Raw genomic sequence first — 22,279 nt, forward strand, 5'->3', positions numbered from 1 at the left:
GCCACGTCCGGCAACCAAAACCCCACCTCTTGCGCCCGAACCCAATCCTTTCTATATCCACGCCAATGAAGCAGCCTGCGGCCGATCCCGTCGGCCACGATGCAAATTCGCCGGAACCCTGTATGGTGGGGGCGGATGATCACACGTTTTGGAACTGGCAACGCCCCGTGAATACACTGGATTTTGACAAGAAGCCGGAAGATACACGCGTTGTCGTCGCCATGTCCGGCGGCGTCGACAGCTCTGTCGTGGCCGGCATTTTGAAGCGCCAGGGCTATGATGTGCTCGGCATCACGCTGCAACTCTACGACCATGGCGCCGCCGTGCACCGCGCCGGCTCGTGCTGTGCCGGCCAGGATATCGACGATGCGCGCCGCGTCTGCGAAACGCTCGGCATCCCGCATTACGTGCTGGACTACGAAAAGCGCTTCCGCGACACCGTCATCAACCCGTTCATGGAAAGCTATGTGGCCGGCGAGACGCCGATCCCCTGCGTGTCGTGCAACCAGACGGTCAAGTTCGCCGACCTGCTCGAGACCGCCAAGGAGCTCGGCGCCGATGCGCTGGCGACCGGCCACTACATTCGCTCGGGCGCCAATCCGGGCCCCGGCAATCCCGGCCGGCGGGCGCTCTATCGCCCGGCGGATGCCGATCGCGACCAGAGCTACTTCCTGTTTGCCACCACGCAGGAACAGATCGACTACCTGCGCTTTCCGTTGGGTGGGCTGCCGAAGGCGGAGACCCGCAAGCTTGCCGAAGAGATGGGGCTCGTCGTCGCCAAGAAGGCCGACAGCCAGGATATCTGTTTCGTGCCGCAGGGCAAATACACCGACATCATCAACAAGCTGAAGCCGAATGCGGCCTTGGCGGGCGATATCGTCCATCTCGACGGACGCGTGCTCGGCAGCCATGACGGCATCCTCCACTACACGATCGGCCAGCGCCGCGGCATCGGCGTCGCAACCGGCGAGCCGCTCTACGTGGTGTTTCTCGACGCCCGCTCACGCCGTGTCATCGTCGGCCCCAAGGAAGCGCTGGAGACGCACCGCGTCTATCTCAGGGACGTCAACTGGCTGGGCGACGAGGAATTGCTGCAGGCGGCATCGGGCGAGGGCTTTGCCTGTTTCGCCAAGGTTCGCTCCACCCGCACGCCGACACCGGCGGTGCTGCATGCCGATCAGAGCGGCATCTACGTGGATCTGGCGGTGGGCGAGGCGGGCGTGGCGCCAGGCCAGGCCTGTGCGCTCTATTCGGCTCCTGGTGACAATGCGCGGGTCTATGGCGGCGGTTTCATCGAGCGATCGGAACGCGAACCGGCAGCGGAAGCCTCCCTGAAGGCGCTGTTGACAAGTGCCGTCGCGGCCTGAAAAAAGTCTCGCGTGTTTTCTCACGGATGCGCTTGACATGACAGCAAGCGGCACCTTATAAGCCGCTCATTCCACGGGCCGGGCGCTTTGCAAACGGCATCGTTAGTAGTGGCTGGGTAGCTCAGTTGGTGAGAGCGCAGGATTCATAACCCTGAGGTCGGCGGTTCAATTCCGCCCCCCGCTACCAACTTTTCCCAGCATCTGCCTCAAGCGCCTGCTGCAGCAACGATGAAGACAGCGGCCCAGAATAGTGCCGACAGTTCAGCTGCGACCATAAAGCCAAAAACTCTATCGCTCATGATTTCCTCCTTCGGCAACCTCCATTGCCTAGGAAACGATAGGTCGGATCGGTTTGTTCCGCCACCAAAAAAACACCTATTCGCCTTTTCGTGACCGTAAGCCGGCTATTGCGTGGCAGGTATGCAACCTTTTGGCACCATTCGCGTAGTCGCTTGGGGCGATGAAGGCCGCTCAACGCGGCCTTCATCGGTTCAGGACATCGGACAGTGCCTTTCAGCTCTTGACGAACCGGCCGGCGCGAGGGCCTGCCAGCGTCACCTGCCAGTTGGATTTGCGATTGAAATTCTGGCTGGCGAGGAAGGTGTAACCCGTGCGCTGCCATGGCTTGACGGTGTAGGCGAGATTGTCGAGCACGTAGTCGCCGGATTTCAGCCGGGCCAGCAGGACGAGGTGGTTGTCGCCATTATGGTCGAGGACGACCGATAGCGCCAGCTTGCTCGCCGGGAAGCCGATGTCGAGAAGGGTTTTCATCTTCAGAAGCGCGTAGTCTTCGCAATCGCCCTTGTTGTTGATGGGCAGGGACCAGTTTTCGGATTGGCCGCTTGTCGCTTTGTCCTCGGTTGGCGTCACGGTCGAATTGACATAGCGATTGACCTGCTGCAGCGCGCGCAGGGCCTCATGATCGCCGACATCCGCGCCACCCTTGCCGCGGCAAACCCATCCATATTTGGCACAGGCGGAGCCGAAACCGGCCGGTGCTGCGATAGATCGGCTGGCCGGAATTTCAGATCCGGCAAAGCTTGTGGTGGCAAAAAAAGGTATAGTGATAACAAAACCCAGAATGGCGATTGCTCTTCGCATGCAAAGATCCTTGTGTTGTTTGCGGATTGCTCAGATGGCTACTATTAGGTGATTCATTAGTACTTAATAATGTAATTGCAGCCGAAATGAGTACGCTCCTCAGTTTTATTTGTCCTTTCCTGTTTAGTGCTCACTAATATAAAAAATTCCTCGTTAACGTCTCGTTAACGAGGGAGTGAGCGAAATGAATAAAACACTAATCAAGCTCTCTGTCAGTATCGGATTTTTGCTGGCAGGAACAAGTCTAGGGAGCGCTCAGGCGCTCAATCTCGATTGCAGGACCGTGCGACCGGGATCGATCGAGGAGCGCCTGTGCTTCCCGGTTCAATCAATTTTCGATGTGAATCCGTTCGTCAATTCAGACCATGACCGAAGCAGTTTGGCTCGCGGCAATCCGAGGGGGAATAGCCAGCCAAACAATCCGTCCAGCGGCCAAGGCAGCAATGAAACCGCCAGCACCGATCCGTCCCCTGTGGTGACGGTCGATCCCGGCGATGATGACGACGATAACGGCGGCGGCCGCCATCATGGTCGGCACCACCGCGGCGATCACAATGGCAACGGCCCGCGTGATCATGGCGACAATGGTAACGGACCGCGTGGCCACAATGGCCACGGTCCTGGCGACCACAATGGTCCTGGCGATCCTGGCGACCACAATGGCCACGGCCCACGCGGTCACGATGGCAGCGGTCCGCGCGATCACGCCGGTGGCGGTCCTCGCGGGGATGGCGATCACAACGGCCACGGCCCACGCGGTTCTTGGGGTGGTGGAGGATGGGGTGGCGGACCCGGTGATCCAGGCGATCACAATGGGCCGCGGCATCACGGCAACCACGGCGGGCAAGAGCATGCTGGTGGCCCTGGCGGCCCCGGTGGACCCGGTGGCCATGGCGACGGTGACCACAATGGCGACGGTGACCACAACGGCGACGGCGGCCACAATGGCGACGGCGGCCACAACGGCGGCGGCGACCACAATGGTGACGGCGGCCACAACGGCGGCGGCGACCACAATGGTGACGGCGGCCACAACGGCGGCGGCGACCACAATGGTGACGGCGGCCACAACGGCGGCGGCGACCACAATGGTGACGGCGGCCACAACGGTGGCGGCGACCACAATGGTGACGGCGGCCACAACGGCGGCGGCGACCACAATGGTGACGGCGACCACAACGGCGGCGGCGACCACGATGGCGACAACCACCACAATGATCGAAGCGAGAGCAGCCAAAGCGCTGACGCTAACTAAAAGTTGTGATGGGAGATACGGGGTGGCGGCAGCAGTGCCGCTGTCTCCTCCGACATGTCAAAGCCCGGGTGTCAACCCGGGCTTTGTTGATCAACGATTGCCATGTCGGTAAATTTGACTGACCATCAGTGTGGGTCGTGCACTGGCAAGATTTAACGTCACGTCCCGGAAAACTGGCCGGCACGAGGGCCGGCGAGCGTTACCTGCCAACTGCTCTTGCTGTTGAAATTCTGGCTGGCAAGGAATGTGTATCCGGTGCTCGACCACAATTTCACGCTGCCGGCGAGATTGTCGAGCACGTAGTCGCCCGATTCCAGGCGGGCCAGCAGGACGACATGGTTGCCGCCGTTGCGGTCGATGACGACAGACATCGAGAGCCTGTTCGATGGAAAGCCGGCGTCGAGAAGCGTCTTCATCTTCAAAAGCGCATAGTCTTCGCAATCGCCCTTGTTGGCGATCGGCAGCGACCAGTATTCGGCCTTTCGTGTCGTCGTGAAGTCGGTTGCCGGTGTCACGGCAGCATTCACCTGTCGGTTGATCCGCTTGATCATGGACATTGCCTGGTCGTCGCTGATCTGGCCGCCGGCCCTGTTATGGCACAGCCAGGCATATCGGGCGCAGGCAGAGGGGAAACCGATCGGTGCGCCGATCGATCGGGAGGGGCGCAGCATGGAGCCGGCAAAGCTCTCTTGCGGAACTATAGTCAGTATTGTTGCCAGTATTGAAATTGCTAGGGAAATCCGCATCAAAACCCCTTTGGGATCGACCGTGTGGCCGGTCAATCCTGGTCTACACTGTTGAATTTGATGAAAATTTTATATGTTAGTAGTTAACTATATATTAAAAGATGGGCAGCTCTCCCGCCTGTGGTCTATTTTGTTTTATGTATTAACGAACTATAAACGACCTCGTTAACGCTCTGTTAACTTTGGGAGTGAGTGGTTATGCGTAGAGAATTACTTCATATTTCTGCCGGCATGGCATTTCTGCTTGCCGGGAGCAGCCTTGCAGGCGCTCAGGCACTGGGCGTTAACTGCAAAGTGGCAATTCCGGGGACGATCGAAGCGCGGCTGTGCAAGCCCGTCGAGGCGATCAACCTCAACCCGTTCGCCGATCCCGATCACCACCGCGATCGCCAGATCGCCCGGGTATCGGCATCGACCGGCAACGGTGCCGGCACCAGCGACCCCGTGAGCAACGGCTCCGGCGTCAGCGGTGACCAGGGTACCGGTGACCAGGGCGGTGACGATCAAGGTGGTGGCGACAACGGAGCAGGTGGTGAGGATCCGGCTACCGGCGGTCATGGTCATGGCCATGGTTCGCATGGTCATCACCACCACGGTGGTAAAGGCCCACACAAGGGTCCGTCGCATGCCGGTGGACACGGTGGTGATCGTCCGCACGGACACGGATCGACCGAGGGTGGCTCCCATAGCGGATCGCACCACGGTGACCACAAGAACGATCACAAGGACCACAGGGATAACCGGGACCACAGGGATCACAGGGATCACAGGGATAACCGGGATAACCGGGATCACAAGGATCATGCCCAGGGCAAGCCTAGCAAGGATCGCCCTGGCAACGGTTCGCCGCGCGGCAATCGCAACGAACCGGGCAAGAGCTGGTCACACGACGCTCCCCGCGACCGCGATTCCGGCAGGGATCGGCCGCATGGCAGCTTCGGCAACGGCCCGCGTGGCAATGAACAGGCAAGCAAGGATCACCACGGCAAGGACCGTCCGGATCGCGCCGAGCCGAACAGGGATCGCGACAATGGCAGGCCCGACAAGGGCCCATCGGAGAACCGACCGGGCAACGGCTGGGGTCAGCGCAATGGCGCTTCCGAGGGTGGCGAACAGACTGTGAAATTCGGCTTTGGCGGCAAGAAGGATCGTCAGGATCGCGACGGCAGGAACGATACGTCTGAGCATCAGCAGCAGGGTGGCATGTTCGGCGGCAACGATAACGGCAAGCGGGACGATGGGAACCAGGGCAAGAGTCCCGGGGCCAGCGAACAGAGCAAGACGGATCGCGACGACAACAAGGGCACGCAAGGTCACAGCGATCAGAACAGCAAGCCTGATAACAGTCACCAGAGCGACAAGTCGAGCAGTAGCGAGACGAGCAGCAATTCTGGTGGCAACGAGCAGCCCAGCCAGTCTCCTGGCGGCGGCCAGACCGAAAATTCCGGTCGTGGTGAGCAGACAGGCCAGTCCGGAAATGGCGACAAGGGCGACAAGGGCGGCGACAAGTCTGACGGCGGCGAGTCCGGCAAGAAGTCGGAGCACGGCAACAAGGGCGGTGACGAGGGTGGTTCGTCGGGTCGTTCCGGTCCGGATGGCAAGGGCGGTCCAAAGGGCGACGGCGCATCCAGCAACCCGGCGTGATCAGGCCAGAGGTCAGCTGACCGTGTCGTTTCACCACCTGACAATGAAAAAGCCCGGAGCGATCCGGGCTTTTTTCGTGTCATGCGGTATGCACGCGTCGAAACGCGGTGTCAGAACTTGAAGCCGACGCCAACGGTAACGACGTTCTGGTTGAAGTCGGTATTGACGCCCAGGAGATCCTTGTTGCCGTAATCGTTGTAGCGATACTCGAGGCGACCGAAGACGTTGTCGGTAAAGGCGTAATCGACACCGGCACCCACCGTCCAACCGGAGAAGGTGGCGCTGTCGCTGCCGATCGGCGTATCGACGTGGCCGCGGGCTCCGGTCCAGCCGGCCGCACCGTAGAGCAATGCGTGATCGATGGCGTAACCAACGCGGGCGCGAACCGATCCTGTCGTGTCGAACTCGTAATTGTTGGCGCCGACATCCTCGTCGTTCCAGTTGTAGGAAATGTCACCTTCGACGCCGAGGACGATGCTGTTGTCGAGCTGCCAGTTATAGCCGGCAAAGCCGGTGACGAGGCCGCCGTTCATATTGGCCGAACCGATGCCGGAAAAATCGCCGCTGCCCCATGCCCCACCGCCTTGAATACCGGTGTAGAAGCCGCTCCAGGTGAAGACAGGCGCTGCCTCTTCGATCGGCGCCTGTGGTGTTTCAGCGACCAGATCGGCGGCGGATGCGGCTCCGGCGAACATGAACAGTGCTGCTGATGCAGTGATGATGCGGACATTCATGATGGAAATCCCTCTCCCTTGACCAAGGATACACTCAGCTGAACGAATGGCGGAGCACCGCAGTGCCCGGCCATGGACCGCAACGTTTTGGCAAGCACAACAACGCGCCTGGAGACAAAACCGTCTATGCGACCCGACGAAACAACGTCGATAGATCGTAGATGGTTCCATCAAGAATAGCTAATTTATTACGTGTGCGTGAGCGGTGGTGAAATCGGACCCCGGCGGGCGGGATTTCAGCCGGCGACCAACCGCTTGCTGCGGCTTTGCAAAAAGATCCGGGTTTCCTCGGCGGGCATGGCTTTTCCGAAGAGGTAACCCTGGCCGATATCGCAACCGAGATGCAGCAGATGGTTGAGCTGGCGCGGCTCCTCGATGCCTTCGGCGGTGGTCTTGATGTTGAGGCTGACGCCAAGGGCGAGCATGGCCAGAACGATCTTTTCCTGCCGTTCGTCGTCGCGATAGGTGGCAATGAAACTCTTGTCGATCTTGATCTTGTCGAAGCGGTAGCGGGCCAGCTGCGCGAGGCTCGAATAGCCGGTGCCGAAATCGTCAAGGGCGATCTGCACGCCGGCATCGTGGAGTTCGTCGAGGATGGCAGCCGCGCTGGCCGGGTCCTGGATCAGGGCGTTTTCGGTGATTTCGATCTCGAGGCGCTGGGCGGGCAGGCCGTTGAGCGTCAGCGCCTTGAAGATGCGCGCCGTCAGCAGCCGATCCTCCATCTGCACCGGCGAGACGTTGAACGACAGGGTGATATGGTCGTCCCAGGCCAGCGCATCGCGGCAGGCGCGGGCGAGCAAGTCCTCGAACAGAACAGTGATCAGGCCGGTCTCTTCGGCGATGCCGATGAAGACAGGCGGGGGAATGCTGACGCCATCGTCGTCGGTCCAGCGGGCGAGGGCTTCGAAACCGCAGACTTCGCCGGTCTTCAGGTCGATGAGCGGCTGATAGAAGGGGCGTATCGCCTTCTTCTTGATGGCGACGCGCAGTTTCGCCTCAAGCGAAGCGCGCATCGCCACCTTGTCGCGCATCGGCGTTTCGAATGCCAGGTAGTTGTTCGGCCCGCGTGATTTGGCTTCGTACATGGCGAGATCAGCCCGGTGTGCCGTGTCTTCAAGCGGCTCGCCCTGCTGCCAGCGATCGTAACCGACGCTTGCGCCGACTTCGACCGCAAAGCCATTGATGTAGACCGGGCGCGTCACGGCCTGGATCAGCAATCGGGACAGCCGCTCTTCGAGCTGTTCCGACAGACCGGTCGCGACGATCAGGAATTCGTCACCGCCAAAGCGGTAGACGGAGTCGGCACTGCCGATGGCGCAGATCCGCTTGGAGACCTCGACCAGAAGTGCGTCGCCGCCATTGTGGCCGATGAGGTCGTTGACCTTCTTGAAGCCATCGAGATCCACACAGAAGATCGTGACATTGCGCTCCCACTCGTCACTGTATTCGTCGATCTTCGCTCGCTTCTGCAGAAATACGGCGCGCTCGAAGGCATAGCGATTGGGAAGTTTCGTCAGGTGGTCGTGCGTCGCGGTCCAGTCGGCCTTGGCCTCGGCCTTGGCGCGCAGTTCCATCTCCTTGCGAAGATCGGTAATTCTCAGGACCGAATAGATGAAGCTCATGGTGCCGGCGACAGCGAGCGCGAGCACGAGCTTGTCGGCGCCATAATCATCGAACTCCTGGACGAACCCGGCCAGCCGGTCGCCGAGCTCCAGCAACGCGCCGACGACCCATATTGCCGCCCCAAGCGCCATGAGCGACAGCCACTGCCGCCCGGCTCTGCTCCGGAAAAATGCCGGCATGCTCCCCACTCCATCTCCACCATGAAGAGAAATAACATGAAAGTCTAAAATGTTCGTTGAAACCAGGACGTGATTTCTAGGTATCCCAGCCTACTCATAGGCGTATATGCATGTGTTGACATATGCAAAAAGAAACGGGCGAGAGGTGTGGCTCGCCCGTTATCTTCGGGAGTTACAGGTGCATCAGCATGGATGCGGCGACGGCAAGGCATAGAATAATGGCGCCACCCGTCAGTCGCATGAGGCGCGTGCGTCTTAGCCGCGCGCCGTTCCAGTCGTACGACATGGTCAGACCTCCTTTACGAAGGATTATCACCTGGAGATGCCAGGCAGATTAGCTTTCGCGCAATTGGCTTGTGCAAGGCTTGTCTAAATCAGCGAGTGCGGAACTTCGGATTTCAGGCGCGATCGAAACGCAACGACCAGCGCGTGCCGTTGCTGGTCATTCGCACCGTCGAGAGCGGGTCGATGTCGATACGCCAGAAGGCCGAGAGCGGTGCCTGCAAGGCGATCAGAATTGCGACCCTGATGAGTGCGGCGTGGCTGATGGCGATGGCGTGGCCACCTGCGCCGGACTGTTCCTGCATCCATGGCAGGAGCCGATCACGAAGAGCGGCAATGGTCTCGCCGCCATGCGGAGCCGCATCGACATCGCTCATCCACGTGGCCAGTGCGTCCGGTTCGCTCTGCTGCAGCGCCATGATCGATTGACCGGCCCAGCGGCCGTAATCGCAATCGGCGAGCGCGGGTGCCATTTCGGCGGTCAGGCCGAGGGCGTCGGCGGTCTGGCGGGCGCGCAGTGCGGGGCTTGTGAAAACCCTGCTGGCGCGGGGCAGCTGTTGTGCCAGCGCCGGCGCTTCGGCCATGGCCCCGTCTTCCAGTGGTTCGTCGAGCGGGAAGCGCGCCTGCCGATTGGCGGCGGTGGCGCCATGGCAAATAAGGGTAAGGCGCGTCATCACGTTGGTTTTTTCTCCGGATTGCAGGCGTGACCCATTGCGAGAGCGATGCGCCATTGTTGTGTGACGCTGCGTTGACAGCTTCATGGCCGCAGCTATAACTGTCGTGTTGTAGGTTTGGAAGCCGGTGAAATTCCGGTGCGGTCGCGCCACTGTGATCAGGATGAGGACACCTCAGACTGGAAGTCAGACCCTACCACGCAACAATTCTCGACTGAACGCGGCATTCCAGGAGGAATTCATGTCTGATACCACTTTTGCGCCGTCCGCTGTGCCGGCTCCCATCCCCGTTGGCGAGATTCTGCCATGGGCCATTTTCGGTGGCCTGCTGATGCTGATCGCCATCTATTTCGTCGGCACAGAAGAAGGCGCGATGGCGCTTTTCAACGGCATGTACGTGCACGAGTTCGTGCATGACGGCCGCCATCTCCTTGGCTTTCCCTGCCACTAAGCGAGTCTGAGACATGGTTGGAAAACTTTTGCTTCGCGGCATGCTTGCGGGCCTGATCGCTGGTGTCCTGGTGTTTGCCTTTGCGCACACATTCGGCGAGCCCCTGGTCGATCAGGCGATCGGATTCGAGGAGGCGGCAGCGCAGGCTGCCGGCGAGGCGGCGGAGCCTGAACTGGTCAGCCGCGCCACGCAGGCCGGCATCGGCCTGTTCACCGGAGTCATGGCCTACAGCATCGCGATCGGCGGCATTTTCGCGCTGGTCTTCGCTTTCGTACAGGGCCGCGTCAGCCGTCTCGGCGCGCGTGCGACATCGGCGGTGATTGCCGTTGCCGCTTTCGTCGCGATCGTCATCGTGCCCAACATCAAGTACCCGGCCAATCCGCCGGCTGTGGGCAGTGCGGATACGATCGGCGTCAGAACCGAACTGTTCTTCCTGATGATCGTCGTTTCGATTGCCGCACTGGTTGCCGCGATCTCCGTTGCCCGCAGGCTTGCGCCACGGTTCGGGGCGTGGAACGGGGCGATTGCGGCGGGGCTCGCCTATGTCGTGTTCATCGGCCTGGTGCAGTATCTGCTGCCTGCGATCAACGAAGTGCCGGAAAATTATTCGGCCATGGTGCTCTGGCGCTTCCGCACCACATCAATCGGGATGCATGTGATCCTGTGGGCCGTGATCGGGCTGGTGTTCGGTGCGCTTGCCGAACGCAAGCTCGGCGTAGCGGCAGGCATTCGTCGCGCGCCGGCGCCTGTGTTTCACTGATCGATGAGGAGGCCCCGGTTCGGCCGGGGTCCGACACTGCCATGTTTTTCCGAAAGATGCTCCTTGCTGTCTGTCTCATCCTGCCGTCGTTCGCGGCCGGCGAGGTTGTTGCGCATCAACGGACCGGTGGCGGTTCGCATAGCGGCATCGCCATTCCCGAAATCTCCCATGGTGAAATGAGCATCATGGCCGAGCACCGTGCGGGGATCATCGATCTCGCGGCGCGCGCCACCGACACCAAAGAGCCGTTTCGCCGCGTGCTGAACTATGCACAGATCCAGTATGCCTACTGTCTCTGGGGCAAGATGCCGGGCGGGGTGACCGATGAGGCGAGCCCCTTCAACGAGTGCTCGCATGCCTATCTGGCGGCCACCAAGGCTGTGCTGCTGACGATGCGCGACATGCCACGCGAGGCTGCGGCTGCCGGCGAGATCGTCTCTGCTATCGATGCCGGCATGGTGGAGCGCGGACTGGCGCTGATCACCTGCGCCTTCAGCGGCGAAACCTTCAACACAGCCGATGTGGTTCGCCCTGCTTGGGCCGATATTCCGACGCATCCGGCCAGCATGGCATCGCTGACTGTGCTTGCTGCTCTGTGCGGTCTCGGCGTGCTGGCGTTCCGGCGGTTTCTCGGTCGCCCCGGCTTCTAGCTCTTGTCGTTCTCGCGATGCAGATGCATGGCCACCAGCATGGCGGCGAGATGGACGGTGTTCTTGGCGCCGTAGCGCTCCTTCATGCGCTCAAGCCGATGCTCGACCGTCCGGTGCGAGATGCCGAGTTCGGTGGCGATCTGCTTTGCCGTGGCGCCTTCCGTCAAGAGCTGGATGACGGCCTCGTCGGTGACGTCGAGCTTGGCTTGCATCTCCGGGGCGTTGAACATGAAGCGGCCGTTGGTAACGGTCAGAAGCCAGGCCGGCTTTGAGGCCGCGGCCTTCTGTGGCAGGATCAGCCGCTCGTAGGCGATATTGACCCCGAGCAGCCTGGTCTTGACCAGCTCCATCGATGGCTTCTGCGAGGCGATGACTTCGCGGTAGCGCGGGATGACAGCCGTTTCCATGTAGCTGCGGTCCTTGAAATCACCGATCCGCTGGTTTGCGAAGAGCTTGTTGATGTTGAGAACCCGCGAGGCAAAGCCGGAGGACCGGACGACCTGCAACTGCCAGCCGAACGGATCCTCACCATCGAGAACAATGACGGTGAGCCGCATCTTGATGGTCAGCAGATCGACCGCATCGCGGTAGACGTCCTCGGGCTTTGCCGGCGCCTGCGGCGTCGTCCGCAGCCAGGCATCCAGAAGCTTCTGCGTGACGGTGTGAAATGAAGTGTCCTTGGTCATCAACTCATGCGTGAAATATGCGATGGATCGGATGGACAACCCAGGATGGGCCGGTTTGGCATGCGTTCTGGTTCCAGCCTGCACGAGGCCGTTCATTTAAATGATACATTCAACGTTTCGCTGAATAACATCCTAATCGATATCAAGATAAATACCCGTTAAACGCGTCGGGCCGCGGTTGCAATAGCTCTGTGCCATTTCCGCGCATCTGCGGAACCATCGAGTTCGCAAATCTCAGGTTTAGTCTAGACGGCGGCTTGCTGCTCAATCGTCGGAGTAGCGTTGCTCGCGCCAGGGATCGCCGTGCATGTTGTAGCCGTTCTTCTCCCAGAAGCCCGCGGCGTCCGCCGGCATGATGTCGATGCGGCGAAGCCACTTGGCGCTCTTCCAGAGATAGAGATGCGGCACGATCAGGCGCATCGGGCCGCCGTGATCGCGCGTCAGCGGCAGGCCCTCCCATGAGGTTGCGAGGATGGCGTCGTCGTCGGCGAAATCGACGAGCGGCAGGTTTGTCGTGTAGCCGTCATAGCTGGTCAGCATCACGTGGGTCGCATCGCGCTTCGGCATGGCGAGATCGAGGAGATCGCGGGTCGAGACGCCCTTCCACTTGTTGTCGTAGCGCGACCATGTGGTGACGCAGTGGATGTCGGAGACCCTGGTGCTCTGCTCCAGCGCCTGAAATGCTGCCCAGGTCAGATTGAGCGGGGTTTCGACAAGGCCATCGACCTCCAGGCGCCAGGTGTCGGTGGACACCATCGGCTGCTGGCCGAGATCAAGCACCGGCCAGTTCTTGACGAGATGCTGGCCGGGCGGCAGGCGATCGGCGTCGGGGCGGCTGATGCGTCCGGTCAGGAACTTGCCTTCGTCGGCCCAGCGGCGTTTCGATAAGGTGAGCTTGCTGTCGGCGGGGATTGGATCGTCACTCATTGCTGGCCTCTCGTGCTTCCGATGAATTAGTTCACCCAGTCGTCAGCGCTGTCAAGAACGGGGGAACGGCGGTGTTTCAACGGGGCGGCCATTCCGCAGCCGAATTCCGTCACGATCCCGTTAGCAAGCGATGGAAATGCCCGCGAATGGCGATGCTGCGGCTGCGAACGGTTGAGTTTCCTGTTTATTTGTCTGATAAATAACGGGTATCGCGGGCGCCGTTCTGGCGCCCGCTTGCATTTACGGGATCTTCTGCCTCATGCGTATTCCTGCCGGGATCGAAACGGATCTGCCTTTTCTCACTGCATTGCGTCGCGATCTGCACGCACATCCGGAGCTTGGTTTCGAGGAAGTGCGGACCAGCGGTATCGTGGCCACGCTTCTGGAAGAGGCCGGGCTGACCGTGCATCGCGGCCTCGGCGGCACCGGCGTCGTCGGCACGCTGCAGGTCGGCAACGGGACGCGGTCGATCGGGCTGCGCGCCGACATGGATGCACTTGCGATGCCGGAGATCGCCGATCGGCCATACAAGTCGACGGTGCCGGGAAAGATGCATGCCTGTGGCCACGATGGGCATACGACGATGCTTCTCGGCGCCGTCCGCCATCTGGCGGCGACCCGCGGGTTTTCGGGCACGGTTCATTTCATCTTCCAACCGGCCGAAGAAGGCCGGGGCGGTGCCAGGCGGATGGTCGAGGAGGGGCTGTTCGATCTCTTTCCCTGCGATGCCGTCTATGGCCTGCACAACATGCCGGGGCTTGGCGTCGACGAGATGGCCGTGGTTGCAGGACCGCAGCTTGCCTCCTCCGATAGCTGGCGGCTGACCTTTCGCGGCACCGGCACACATGGTGCCAAGCCGCATCTCGGCCGCGATCCGATTACCGCGGCCGGCACGTTTCTCTCTTCGCTGCAGACCATCGTCGGGCGCGTGGTCGATCCGCTGCAGCCGGCGGTCGTCAGTGCCTGTTCGCTGCAGGCGGGTGATCCCAAGGCGCTGAATGTCATTCCCGATATCGTCGAGATCGGCGGGACGGCGCGGGCCTATTCACCCGAGGTGCGCGACCAGCTGGAGGCGGAGATCGGGCGCCTCGCGGAGGGGACGGCCGTTATGTTCGGTATCGAGGCAGACTATGCTTTCGAGCGCCGCATCCCGCCTGTGGTCAACGATGCGGATGCGACGGCGCGGGCGCTGGGTGCGGCTGCCGACGTGTTCGGCGACAAGGTGGTGACGCGCTTTCCACCATCGACGGCGGGCGATGACTTCTCGTTCTTCGGGCAGAATGCGCCTGGATGCTATGTCTGGCTTGGCAACGGTCCGGCGGTGGATGGCGCGCTGCACCACAATACGGCGTATGACTTCAACGATGATGCGATCGGGCCGGGGGTGGCGTTCTGGGCGCGGTTGGTCGAGCGGGAGTTGGCTGCGGAGCGGGGATGAGGGAGCCACGCGGCAGAAATTAACCGCGTTCTCCCACCAGACCACATCAACAGCCTACAGAACCTGAAGAACCGGGCTCTCCATCACCCGCCCCGTCAGCACGTCGGCAATGCCGCGGTCAGTTTGGTGCGGGCCGATGTTGCAGGCGAGTGTCGCGCCGAAGCAGGCCTTGAACACCAGGTAGGGCGGCTTCCAATCGACCACGTCTTCCATGGCGATGCGGATGGCGCGGAAGGATGCGGCGGTCTGTTCGAGGGGGGCGTCGGTGACGAGGCCGGAGAGCGGCAGGGGCAGCAGGACCTTGATCTCACCATCCTGGACAACCGCCATGCCGCCGCCCGATGAGATCACCGCGTTGGCGGCGATCGTCATGTCGGTGACATTGCCGCCGAAGACGGTGAGGTTGTGGCTGTCATGGGCGACGGTGGTGCAGAAGGCGCCGCGCCATTCGCCCCAGCCGGTGAGGAAACCGATGCGCGGGTGGCCATCAACCTTGCCGTGACGGTGAGTGACCGAAATCATGGCGCTGCTCGCCGGCGGAACGACAAAACCGTCTGTGACGACTGTTTCTGCTTCCGCCCACTGGGTAAAGCGCGGGCGGTCAATGGTGGCGACGAGGACGTGGGTGCCTTCGGAGGGAATGCGGAAGTCGTTTTCGGTCAAGGTGGGCAGCTTGACGGAGCCTTGGAGACGCTCGCTGTCGGAGGCGGCGATATCGACGACCATGCTGCCGTTGCGTGACACCGTGCGGCCGTTGGCGATGACCGCCGTGGTTTCGAACTCGACAAAATCCTTGAACAATACGATATCGGCGCGGCGACCGGCGGCAATCAGCCCGAGGTCGGGGCGCTGCAGGCGTTGCGCGGCGTTGAAGGTTCCGGCGCGCAGTGCCCATTCGGGCTTCATGCCGTAGCTGACGAGGCGGCGAACGACATCGTCGAGGCCGCCGCAATAATACAGTTCATCGGGGAAGACGTCGTCGGTGCAGAGCGTCACGGTCGAGGGCAGGTGGCCGAGGCCGTTCAGCGCGGTGACGAATTCGCGCAGCAGGTGGTCGTGCGAGCCGCGCAGCTCGATCGTCAGGCCGGCGGCGAGCTTCTGCAGCAGGTCGTCGGCGGAGGTCAGTTCGTGATCGGAGGTGACGCCTGCCGCCATGAAAGCATTGAGGTCGGCGCCCTCGAGGCCGCGGGCATGGCCGCAGATCAGTTTTTCCGAGGCGAGGCCGGCGTTGAGGATGCCGGTCATGCGCGGATCGCCGTCGATGACACCGCGCATGTTCATCACCTCGGCAACGCCGCCGATCTCAGGCCATTGCAGCATCTGCGCTATGACGGAGGCGTCGAAATCGGCGCCGGTCACTTCGAGGCCGGGTGCCGAGGGGACGCTGGACGGAGCAAGCAGGATCATCCGCAATGGGACACCGCGCGACGCCTCGATTGCCCAGCGAACCCCGTCGAGGCCGTGGACATTGCCGAATTCATGCGGGTCCCAGACGATCGTGGTGACGCCGCGCGGCAGGACGGCGGCGGCATAGCCTGATGGCGTCACCATCGAGCTTTCGATGTGCATGTGGGTGTCGATCAGGCCCGGCGCGATGATGCTGCCGCGGGCGTCGATGATCTCTGCGGCATCGGCGCGGGTGGCCGGCGCGTGCACGCTTGCGATCAGCGGGCCGACGAGGCCGATATCGGCGTCGCGGATCAGGCCGGTGACGACATCGAGAAGCTGGCCGCCTGATATCAGCACGTCGAACGGTGCATCGCCGCGGGCGGCGGCAACGGCGCGGGCGCGCAGATCGGGATCGTTGAGGTCCATCGGTTCACGCGAGCTCATTTGCGGGCCTCTCCAGCCAGTGCGCCAAGGATGATGGCGCGGGCCGCCTCGGCGTCGATGTCGATGGCGTATTCGGCGTTGGGTGCGGCGTGGTTTGTGCGGGTTTCGACCACGGTGCGACCGCGCGTCAGGCTGCCGTGCAGCTCGACATCGATGCGGGCAGCGCGGAAGCTGACGAGTTCGGGCGCCACGAAGGCGACGGCGGCGCAGGGATCGTAGATCGCCATCCCGGGGCGGCCGCGGCTGGTGCCGATGCCGATGTAGCCGTCAAGAAAATCGGCAAGCATGGCGGCATTGGCGCCACCGGCGTTGCGGATAGGCGCGACATCGCCGGGCATGGCGATGACCTTGCGGCAGAGGTCGAGATCGACCATGCGCAGTGGCAGACCGTGGGCGATGACGATTGCCAGCGCCTCGGGGTCGGCAAGCGCGTTGAATTCCGCCGATGCAGTATGGTTGCCCGCGGTGACGCCGCCGCCCATCCAGGTGAGTTCGGTGATGCAGGCGGCGAGATCCGGGCGGGCGAGTGCAAGGGCCGCGATATTGGTGAGCGGGCCGAGCGCCAGAATGCGGTGCGGGCCGTCGGTATCGAGCCAGCTGCAGAGGGCGGTGAAGGCGTCGCTCTCAGGCAGGGGTTCGGCTTCGGGCAGGGTCTTGCCTGATGTCGGGATGCCGGTTTCTCCGAGGATCGCCTGTGCGGTCTCGATCTCGCCGAACACGGCGGACGCGCGACCGCTATGAATTGGAAAGGCCCAGCCGAACGCCTTGGCAGCACGAGCCGCATTGGTGCGCACCTGCGGCAGCGGCGTGTTGCCGAAGACCAGCGAGATGCCCGCTATGTCGAGTTTGGCGTCGGTTACCACCAGAATGGCGGCAATGTCGTCGAAGCCCATGTCGGTGTCGATCCAGACGCCCATGATATTACCTGTAGCGCGAGAGTGGAGCTGCGGCGACAAGCGGCAGATCGAAGGAAAGCGAGGAGCCGATCGGGTGGCTCGGCAGGGCCGCATCGACTTCGGCCTTGATGGGTCCAAGCGGCGTGTCGAGCAGATATTCGCGGGTGTTGCCGGCAAACGAGGTGCCGCGCACGGTGCCCTGGAAAGGACCCGAGCCAAGGACCACCATGCGCGGACGCCAGGCGAGGCCCTTTGCGGCCTGCGGCGCTGGAGCGTGAAGTTCGATCGGGCCTTGCGGCGTTACCAGCTTGCCGTTCTCCAGCGCAAAGACGTTCTCGAAGCCGACGAAATCGGCAACGAAGGCCGAGACGGGCTGGTTGTAGATCTCTTCGGGCGTGCCGATCTGCTCGATGCCGCCGTTCAGCATCACCACGATCCGGTCGGCGAGCGCCAGGGCCTCGATCTGGTCGTGGGTGACGAAGATCATGGTGACGCCGGTTTCCTTCTGGACGCGCTGCAGCTCGGCGCGCATTTCCAGACGCAAGCGGGCGTCGAGGTTGGAGAGCGGTTCGTCGAGCAGCAGAACCTTGGGCTCCATCACCATGGAGCGGGCCAGCGCCACGCGCTGCTGCTGGCCGCCGGAGAGCTCGGTCGGCTTGCGGGCGGCGAAGCTGGCGAGGCCGACGGACTTGATGCCTGCATTGACTCTTGCGTCGAGATCCTGGCCGCCGATGCCCTTGAGGCGGAGGCCGAAGGCGACGTTTTCGTAAACGGTCAGATGCGGGAACAGCGCATAGGACTGGAACACCAGACCGATGTTGCGCTTGTTGGCGGAGACGCGGGTGATGTCTGATCCATCGAGGGTGATCCGCCCGGAGCTTGGGTTCAGCAGGCCGGCGATCGAGCGCATCGTCGTGGTCTTGCCGCAGCCGGAGGGGCCGAGCAGGGCGACGAGTTCGCCCTTTGAGATGGTCAGGTCGAGATCCTTCACCGCGACCGTATCGCCGTAGGCAAGCGTCAGCTTGTCGAGTTGCAGATAGGTGTCAGACATAGCGAGAGAACCCCAGGAAGCGTTCGGCAAGGAAGACGATGCCGATGGACAGGAAGGCGAGCAGCGCCGACAGGGCGGCGATCGACGGGTCGTAGGTGGTTTCCATGTAGCCCAGCATGTCGATCGGCAGCGTGCGGACGCCGGGACCGGAGAGGAAGAGCGAGACGGGCACCTGGTTGAAGCTGGTGACGAAGCCGAGGATGAAGGCGGCGAGAATGCCGCCGCGGATGTTCGGCATCACCACGCGGAAGAAGGCGCCGACACGGGAAGAGCCGAGCAGGACGGCGGCCTCCTCCATGTCGGAGCGCAGGTTGTTGAGGCTGGCCGAGACGACGCGGACGGCATAGGGCAGCACCAGCGCGGTGTGGGCGAAGAACAGCGCCAGCGTGATGTTGAAGCCGAAGGGGACGACCAGATAGCGCAGCAGCGCCAGGCCGACGATGATGCCGGGAACGATGATCGGCAGCGAGACGATGGTGCGCACCGTTTCGCCGAAGGGCAGCTTGTAGCGCGACAGGGCGTAGGCGGCGGGGATGCCGAGGATCAGGGCGGTCAGCGTGCCGCCGATGGCGAGAAACATCGACATGGCGAAACTGTCGCGGAAGCTGTCGATGGTGAAGACCTTGAAGACCCAGCGCAGCGACAGGCCCTGCGGCGGGAAGGCCAGCGTTTCGCCTGCCGACAGCGAGGCGGCGATGATGATCAGGAACGGGCCGATCAAGAAGATCAGCAGCAGGCCGAGGACGAGCGGCGAAAGGATGCGGGAGGTCATCGCTTGTTCCTCGCAGTAGCAAGGCGCTTCAAGAGGATGTTGGCGGCGAAGCTCATGGCAATCAGCATGAAGGCGATGACGCTGGCGGCGACGAAGTCATTGGCGACCGAGACCTGCTGGTAGAGCAGGGTTTCGAGCATCAGCACCTTGGAACCACCGAGGACTGCGGGGGTGATATAGGCCGTCAGCGAGCCGGTGAAAACCAGCGTGCCGCCGACGACGAGGCCTTCGCGGGTCAGCGGCAGGATGACCTTCCAGAACACCTGGAACCAGTTGGCGCCGAGCACGCGGGCAGCGGGGATGGCGTCCTTCGGCATGTTTTCGAGCGCGCTGATCAGCGACAGGATCATCAGCGGCAGGAAAAGCTGCAGCAGGCCGATGAAGACGGCGGTCTCGGTGAACAGCAGGCGCAGCGGGGTGTCGCTGAGGCCGAGCCCTGTTATCGCCTGGTTGACGATGCCGGTGCGGCCGAGGATGACGATCCAGGCATAGGTGCGGGCAACCGGCGAGATCATCAGCGGCAGGGTGATCAGGCCGATCATCCGGCCCTTGCCCTTCGGCGGCAGGCTGACGATCGCGAACGCCGCGGCATAGCCGATGACGGCGGATACGACAGTGACTTCGAGCCCGAGCTTGAAAGTGCGCAGGAAGACCGTGCGGTTGAGCTGCTCGGAGAAGAAGCCGGTATAGGCGCTGAGCGTCCAGCTCCCATCGATGTGAAAACCTTCGGAGAGAAGGATGACGACGGGTAGCAGGAAGACCAGCGCGGCAAACAGGGCCGCGGGCAGGGCGAGTGCCAGGGCTTCTGCGCGGTTTTGAAACATGAGGCGTCTCTCAGAGCGATCGCAAGATGAGGCCCCGGCAGCGCCGGAGCCGTCTTCGTGATTATTGGCCGACCTGGTCGTTCCATTCCTTCAGCCAGCCGGCACGATTGTCGAGTGCGGCGGCAGAGGGGATCAGCTTCAGGCTCTTGGCGGTGTCTTCGCCATAGGTCAGGTTGTTGGCGGCAGCGTCCGACAGCTTGACCTCCTTGTTGGCGGGGCTATCCACCAGCTTTTCGGCGAGCTTGGTCTGGATGTCGGTGGAGAGCCAGAAATCCATGAACTGCATGGCGAGATCCTGGTTCTTCGAGCCCTTGGTCATGACCATGACGTTCATGCCGCCGGTCTGGCCTTCCCTAGGGGTGGCCCAGGCGACGGGAACGTCGAGCTTGGTGAAGCCGGCCCAGGAGAAGCGGCCGATCGGGGCGGCCCAGATTTCTTCCTGCTGCATCAACTGAACCAGCTGCGAGGATTTTTCGTAGAAGGTGACGATCTCGTCTTTCTTTTCCCCGAGCGCCTCGATCGGCGCCTTCAGGTCGGGCGTGTCCTTGCCGAGCGCGAGCCCGAGCATGTACAGCGCCGGCGGCCCCTGGTTGGTGGTGACATTCGGGAAGGCGACGTGGCCGATATATTCCGGCTTCAGCAGATCGGCCCAGGACTCGATCTTCATCTTGTCTGAACGATAGGCGATCGAGGTGGCGTAGAAGGTGTAGCCGACGCTCATGCCGTCGCCGTTCGGGTCCCTGGCGATATCGTAGAGCTTGCCGAAATTGCTGAGCTTGGAGGTGTCGATCTTGTCGATCAGGCCCTGGCGCGTGGCTGACAGCGCATCCGCCATGGAAACGACGGCCATGTCGATGACAGGATTGGCCTTGTTGGCTTCCATTTTCGCCAGACGCTCGACGCTGTTGCCGGTTTCGACGACCAGCTTGCAGCCGCACTTGGCTTCGAACGGGTCGTAGACGATCGACTTGAAATCGTCCTGAGCGAAGGCATAGACGGAGATCGTCAGGGTCTTTTCCTGGGCGTGGGCCGCAAGGGGAGACAGGGCCAGAAGGGCTGCCGAGGCGATGAGAGCATGCTTCATATCAGGAGTTCTCCGTTTGAGAGGCTCGTTGTCGTTGGGTCTACGAGGCCCGATGATTGGCGAACGATCAGTTGCATAGGCACCCGATCGGTATCGGCACTGACGAGCACGCCTTCACGGCTTCCGCTCGCCTGTATGGTTTTCATCAAGGATGAGATTGCGATGTCTGCGATCGTTGCCATGTCCATGGCCACGGTGGTGAGGCCCGGCGTGACGACGGCAGACCAGATCAGATCGTCAAAACCGGTGACGCTTGCCATGTCCGGGACGGTGATCCCGTCGCGCTGGAGTTCGGTCAGAGCCCGCAGCGCCTGCAGATCCGACAAGGCGGCAAAGGCGGTGAAGCCCTCACGGACCTTTTCGGCGAGGCCAAGCGCGCAACCGCCGCCGTGATCGCGCTCCAGGCGTTCGACCCACAGGATCGAGGCCTGCATGTCGTGGCGCAGCCCGGAGCGGATCCCGCCGGCGCGATCGTTCTGGACATTGGATTCGGGGTTGTTGCCGATGATCAGGATGCGCTTGTGGCCGAGCTCGCCGAGATGGGCGGCGATGTCGCGGCCACCTTGCCAATGGTCGGCTGCCACCGTGTTGCCTGGTGTCGATGCCGTATCGATGACGGCCACCGGACAGCTGGCAGCGGAGATGCGGGTGGCGCGGCGCGGCACGATGACCAGGCCTTCGACACCGCGTTCGATCAGCCGGTTGATGGCCTCGGTCTGGGCGGAGACGTTGCCGCGCGAGTCGGCGATGAGGACGCCGTAGCCTGCCGAGGTTGCGGCGAACTCGATTGCCTGCGCGAGCTTCGGGAAGAGGGGATTGGCGATGTCAGGCAGGACAAGGCCGATGACGCCGCTGCGTCCGGTGCGGAGCGCACGGCCAGCCTGGCTCGGGACATAACCGAGTTCCGTTGCGTGATCCCTGATGCGCTCGGCGAGCTGTTCGGAAACCCGGCCCTTGCCGGAAAGCGCATTGGAAACCGTCGCCACGGAGACGCCGAGCGACGTGGCAATCCTGCTCAGATTCGGTCCCGGTCGGGCTGGCGGCATGGTTTTCGATGTGTTGGATTAATCGTTTAACCAATGCGTACATGACGCGGCGACCGATGTCGAATCCATTCTTGTGCCGATTTTGAATTATCCGCAACTGGCTTGCGTATCGCAGATACAAAAAAGCCCCGGCGAACCGGGGCTTTGCATGTTCAATCGTTTGCTCAGCTAGCCTTTGGCGGTGCCACGGTTGGCTTGCCGTCCGGGTTGTAGCCGCCGCCGACGGCGACGTTGAGCGAGACGTAGTCCTTGGCCA

At 62.2% G+C, this 22,279-nt stretch carries 21 protein-coding genes, 1 tRNA gene and 1 riboswitch; of the genes, 7 read left to right on the plus strand and 15 right to left on the minus strand.

Annotated elements, in window-relative coordinates:
• Positions 1-167: 167 nt before the first annotated feature.
• Both mnmA and GVL52_RS23195 read left to right on the plus strand, forming a co-directional pair.
• Positions 168-1,367, plus strand: coding sequence for a tRNA 2-thiouridine(34) synthase MnmA (gene mnmA / locus GVL52_RS23190; RefSeq protein ID WP_160011439.1), 1,200 nt, complete (start codon positions 168-170; stop codon positions 1,365-1,367).
• Between the two features lie 110 nt (positions 1,368-1,477).
• A tRNA-Met gene (locus tag GVL52_RS23195) sits at positions 1,478-1,554 on the plus strand.
• A gap of 326 nt (positions 1,555-1,880) precedes the next feature.
• Here the strand turns inward: GVL52_RS23195 and GVL52_RS23200 are convergent.
• The 3 genes from GVL52_RS23200 to GVL52_RS23210 form a co-directional block, all read right to left on the minus strand.
• The gene (locus GVL52_RS23200) at positions 1,881-2,468 is read right to left on the minus strand and encodes a transglutaminase-like cysteine peptidase (RefSeq protein ID WP_160011441.1); all 588 of its coding nucleotides are present in this window, start codon (positions 2,466-2,468) and stop codon (positions 1,881-1,883) included.
• A 358-nt stretch (positions 2,469-2,826) separates the two neighbouring features.
• Complete coding sequence (locus GVL52_RS23205; RefSeq protein ID WP_160011443.1) at positions 2,827-3,678, minus strand: hypothetical protein; 852 nt, start codon at positions 3,676-3,678, stop codon at positions 2,827-2,829.
• A gap of 203 nt (positions 3,679-3,881) precedes the next feature.
• Positions 3,882-4,469 (minus strand): transglutaminase-like cysteine peptidase, encoded by a 588-nt coding sequence (locus tag GVL52_RS23210; RefSeq protein ID WP_160011445.1) that lies wholly within the window; start codon positions 4,467-4,469, stop codon positions 3,882-3,884.
• 198 nt (positions 4,470-4,667) lie between these two features.
• On the opposite strand from GVL52_RS23210, the gene GVL52_RS23215 reads away from it, so the two are divergent.
• Positions 4,668-6,113, plus strand: coding sequence for a hypothetical protein (locus GVL52_RS23215; protein ID WP_160011447.1), 1,446 nt, complete (start codon positions 4,668-4,670; stop codon positions 6,111-6,113).
• 110 nt (positions 6,114-6,223) lie between these two features.
• Here the strand turns inward: GVL52_RS23215 and GVL52_RS23220 are convergent, their stop codons facing one another.
• The 3 genes from GVL52_RS23220 to GVL52_RS23230 form a co-directional block, all read right to left on the minus strand.
• Positions 6,224-6,847 carry an outer membrane protein gene (locus GVL52_RS23220; protein WP_160011449.1) on the minus strand — a complete coding sequence of 208 codons (624 nt, stop codon included), beginning with the start codon at positions 6,845-6,847 and terminating at the stop codon, positions 6,224-6,226.
• A 236-nt stretch (positions 6,848-7,083) separates the two neighbouring features.
• Positions 7,084-8,649: a bifunctional diguanylate cyclase/phosphodiesterase gene (locus GVL52_RS23225; RefSeq protein ID WP_160011451.1), complete on the minus strand. Its 1,566-nt coding sequence runs from the start codon at positions 8,647-8,649 to the stop codon at positions 7,084-7,086.
• A 398-nt stretch (positions 8,650-9,047) separates the two neighbouring features.
• A complete protein-coding gene (locus GVL52_RS23230) occupies positions 9,048-9,608 on the minus strand; it encodes a histidine phosphatase family protein (RefSeq protein WP_160011453.1) in 561 nt (186 codons plus the stop codon).
• A 93-nt stretch (positions 9,609-9,701) separates the two neighbouring features.
• A riboswitch (cobalamin riboswitch) is annotated at positions 9,702-9,817 on the plus strand.
• A 29-nt stretch (positions 9,818-9,846) separates the two neighbouring features.
• Here GVL52_RS23230 and GVL52_RS23235 point away from each other — a divergent pair.
• From GVL52_RS23235 to GVL52_RS23245, 3 genes are read left to right on the plus strand one after another with little or no spacing between them, the layout of a single operon-like run.
• On the plus strand, positions 9,847-10,056 hold the full coding sequence (locus tag GVL52_RS23235; protein WP_160011455.1) for a CbtB-domain containing protein: 210 nt from the start codon (positions 9,847-9,849) through the stop codon (positions 10,054-10,056).
• A gap of 13 nt (positions 10,057-10,069) precedes the next feature.
• Positions 10,070-10,816 (plus strand): CbtA family protein, encoded by a 747-nt coding sequence (locus GVL52_RS23240; RefSeq protein ID WP_160011457.1) that lies wholly within the window; start codon positions 10,070-10,072, stop codon positions 10,814-10,816.
• A 56-nt stretch (positions 10,817-10,872) separates the two neighbouring features.
• On the plus strand, positions 10,873-11,466 hold the full coding sequence (locus GVL52_RS23245) for a hypothetical protein (RefSeq protein ID WP_244619259.1): 594 nt from the start codon (positions 10,873-10,875) through the stop codon (positions 11,464-11,466).
• Here the strand turns inward: GVL52_RS23245 and GVL52_RS23250 are convergent.
• On the minus strand, positions 11,463-12,152 hold the full coding sequence (locus GVL52_RS23250; protein WP_160011461.1) for a response regulator transcription factor: 690 nt from the start codon (positions 12,150-12,152) through the stop codon (positions 11,463-11,465). The genes GVL52_RS23245 and GVL52_RS23250 overlap by 4 nt on opposite strands.
• Before the next feature lie 264 nt (positions 12,153-12,416).
• Positions 12,417-13,079 (minus strand): sulfite oxidase-like oxidoreductase, encoded by a 663-nt coding sequence (locus tag GVL52_RS23255; RefSeq protein WP_160011463.1) that lies wholly within the window; start codon positions 13,077-13,079, stop codon positions 12,417-12,419.
• 259 nt (positions 13,080-13,338) lie between these two features.
• Here GVL52_RS23255 and GVL52_RS23260 point away from each other — a divergent pair, with 259 nt between their 5' ends.
• A complete protein-coding gene (locus GVL52_RS23260; RefSeq protein ID WP_160011465.1) occupies positions 13,339-14,517 on the plus strand; it encodes a M20 aminoacylase family protein in 1,179 nt (392 codons plus the stop codon).
• A 54-nt stretch (positions 14,518-14,571) separates the two neighbouring features.
• Here the strand turns inward: GVL52_RS23260 and GVL52_RS23265 are convergent, their stop codons facing one another.
• From GVL52_RS23265 to GVL52_RS23295, 7 genes are all read right to left on the minus strand, one after another.
• Positions 14,572-16,350 (minus strand): adenine deaminase, encoded by a 1,779-nt coding sequence (locus GVL52_RS23265; RefSeq protein ID WP_160011467.1) that lies wholly within the window; start codon positions 16,348-16,350, stop codon positions 14,572-14,574.
• Entirely contained in the window at positions 16,347-17,267 is a 921-nt protein-coding gene (locus tag GVL52_RS23270) for a nucleoside hydrolase (RefSeq protein WP_160011469.1), read from the minus strand. The genes GVL52_RS23265 and GVL52_RS23270 overlap by 4 nt, the downstream gene beginning before the upstream one ends.
• Positions 17,268-17,271: 4 nt before the next feature.
• On the minus strand, positions 17,272-18,297 hold the full coding sequence (locus GVL52_RS23275) for an ABC transporter ATP-binding protein (protein WP_160011471.1): 1,026 nt from the start codon (positions 18,295-18,297) through the stop codon (positions 17,272-17,274).
• Positions 18,290-19,069, minus strand: a complete 780-nt coding sequence (locus GVL52_RS23280) for an ABC transporter permease (RefSeq protein WP_160011473.1) — start codon at positions 19,067-19,069, stop codon at positions 18,290-18,292. The genes GVL52_RS23275 and GVL52_RS23280 overlap by 8 nt, the downstream gene beginning before the upstream one ends.
• Entirely contained in the window at positions 19,066-19,893 is an 828-nt protein-coding gene (locus GVL52_RS23285; RefSeq protein ID WP_160011475.1) for an ABC transporter permease, read from the minus strand. The genes GVL52_RS23280 and GVL52_RS23285 overlap by 4 nt, the downstream gene beginning before the upstream one ends.
• Positions 19,894-19,954: 61 nt before the next feature.
• Positions 19,955-20,977, minus strand: a complete 1,023-nt coding sequence (locus GVL52_RS23290) for a polyamine ABC transporter substrate-binding protein (RefSeq protein ID WP_160011477.1) — start codon at positions 20,975-20,977, stop codon at positions 19,955-19,957.
• Complete coding sequence (locus tag GVL52_RS23295; RefSeq protein ID WP_160011479.1) at positions 20,974-22,023, minus strand: LacI family DNA-binding transcriptional regulator; 1,050 nt, start codon at positions 22,021-22,023, stop codon at positions 20,974-20,976. The genes GVL52_RS23290 and GVL52_RS23295 overlap by 4 nt, the downstream gene beginning before the upstream one ends.
• Between the last annotated feature and the right edge of the window lie 256 nt (positions 22,024-22,279).

It is taken from the genome of Rhizobium sp. 18055 (assembly GCF_902706285.1).
Lineage (GTDB): Bacteria > Pseudomonadota > Alphaproteobacteria > Rhizobiales > Rhizobiaceae > Rhizobium.

What these genes read in the sequence shown, in the direction of transcription:
- GVL52_RS23200 (WP_160011441.1), bottom strand. Translation starts at nt 2,468, where the DNA reads ATGCGAAGAGCAATCGCCATTCTGGGTTTTGTTATCACTATACCTTTT.
- GVL52_RS23210 (WP_160011445.1), bottom strand. Translation starts at nt 4,469, where the DNA reads ATGCGGATTTCCCTAGCAATTTCAATACTGGCAACAATACTGACTATA.
- GVL52_RS23215 (WP_160011447.1), top strand. Translation starts at nt 4,668, where the DNA reads ATGCGTAGAGAATTACTTCATATTTCTGCCGGCATGGCATTTCTGCTT.
- GVL52_RS23220 (WP_160011449.1), bottom strand. Translation starts at nt 6,847, where the DNA reads ATGAATGTCCGCATCATCACTGCATCAGCAGCACTGTTCATGTTCGCC.
- GVL52_RS23225 (WP_160011451.1), bottom strand. Translation starts at nt 8,649, where the DNA reads ATGCCGGCATTTTTCCGGAGCAGAGCCGGGCGGCAGTGGCTGTCGCTC.
- GVL52_RS23235 (WP_160011455.1), top strand. Translation starts at nt 9,847, where the DNA reads ATGTCTGATACCACTTTTGCGCCGTCCGCTGTGCCGGCTCCCATCCCC.
- GVL52_RS23240 (WP_160011457.1), top strand. Translation starts at nt 10,070, where the DNA reads ATGGTTGGAAAACTTTTGCTTCGCGGCATGCTTGCGGGCCTGATCGCT.
- GVL52_RS23245 (WP_244619259.1), top strand. Translation starts at nt 10,873, where the DNA reads ATGCTCCTTGCTGTCTGTCTCATCCTGCCGTCGTTCGCGGCCGGCGAG.
- GVL52_RS23250 (WP_160011461.1), bottom strand. Translation starts at nt 12,152, where the DNA reads ATGACCAAGGACACTTCATTTCACACCGTCACGCAGAAGCTTCTGGAT.
- GVL52_RS23255 (WP_160011463.1), bottom strand. Translation starts at nt 13,079, where the DNA reads ATGAGTGACGATCCAATCCCCGCCGACAGCAAGCTCACCTTATCGAAA.
- GVL52_RS23260 (WP_160011465.1), top strand. Translation starts at nt 13,339, where the DNA reads ATGCGTATTCCTGCCGGGATCGAAACGGATCTGCCTTTTCTCACTGCA.
- GVL52_RS23265 (WP_160011467.1), bottom strand. Translation starts at nt 16,350, where the DNA reads ATGAGCTCGCGTGAACCGATGGACCTCAACGATCCCGATCTGCGCGCC.
- GVL52_RS23270 (WP_160011469.1), bottom strand. Translation starts at nt 17,267, where the DNA reads ATGGGCGTCTGGATCGACACCGACATGGGCTTCGACGACATTGCCGCC.
- GVL52_RS23275 (WP_160011471.1), bottom strand. Translation starts at nt 18,297, where the DNA reads ATGTCTGACACCTATCTGCAACTCGACAAGCTGACGCTTGCCTACGGC.
- GVL52_RS23280 (WP_160011473.1), bottom strand. Translation starts at nt 19,069, where the DNA reads ATGACCTCCCGCATCCTTTCGCCGCTCGTCCTCGGCCTGCTGCTGATC.
- GVL52_RS23285 (WP_160011475.1), bottom strand. Translation starts at nt 19,893, where the DNA reads ATGTTTCAAAACCGCGCAGAAGCCCTGGCACTCGCCCTGCCCGCGGCC.
- GVL52_RS23290 (WP_160011477.1), bottom strand. Translation starts at nt 20,977, where the DNA reads ATGAAGCATGCTCTCATCGCCTCGGCAGCCCTTCTGGCCCTGTCTCCC.
- GVL52_RS23295 (WP_160011479.1), bottom strand. Translation starts at nt 22,023, where the DNA reads ATGCCGCCAGCCCGACCGGGACCGAATCTGAGCAGGATTGCCACGTCG.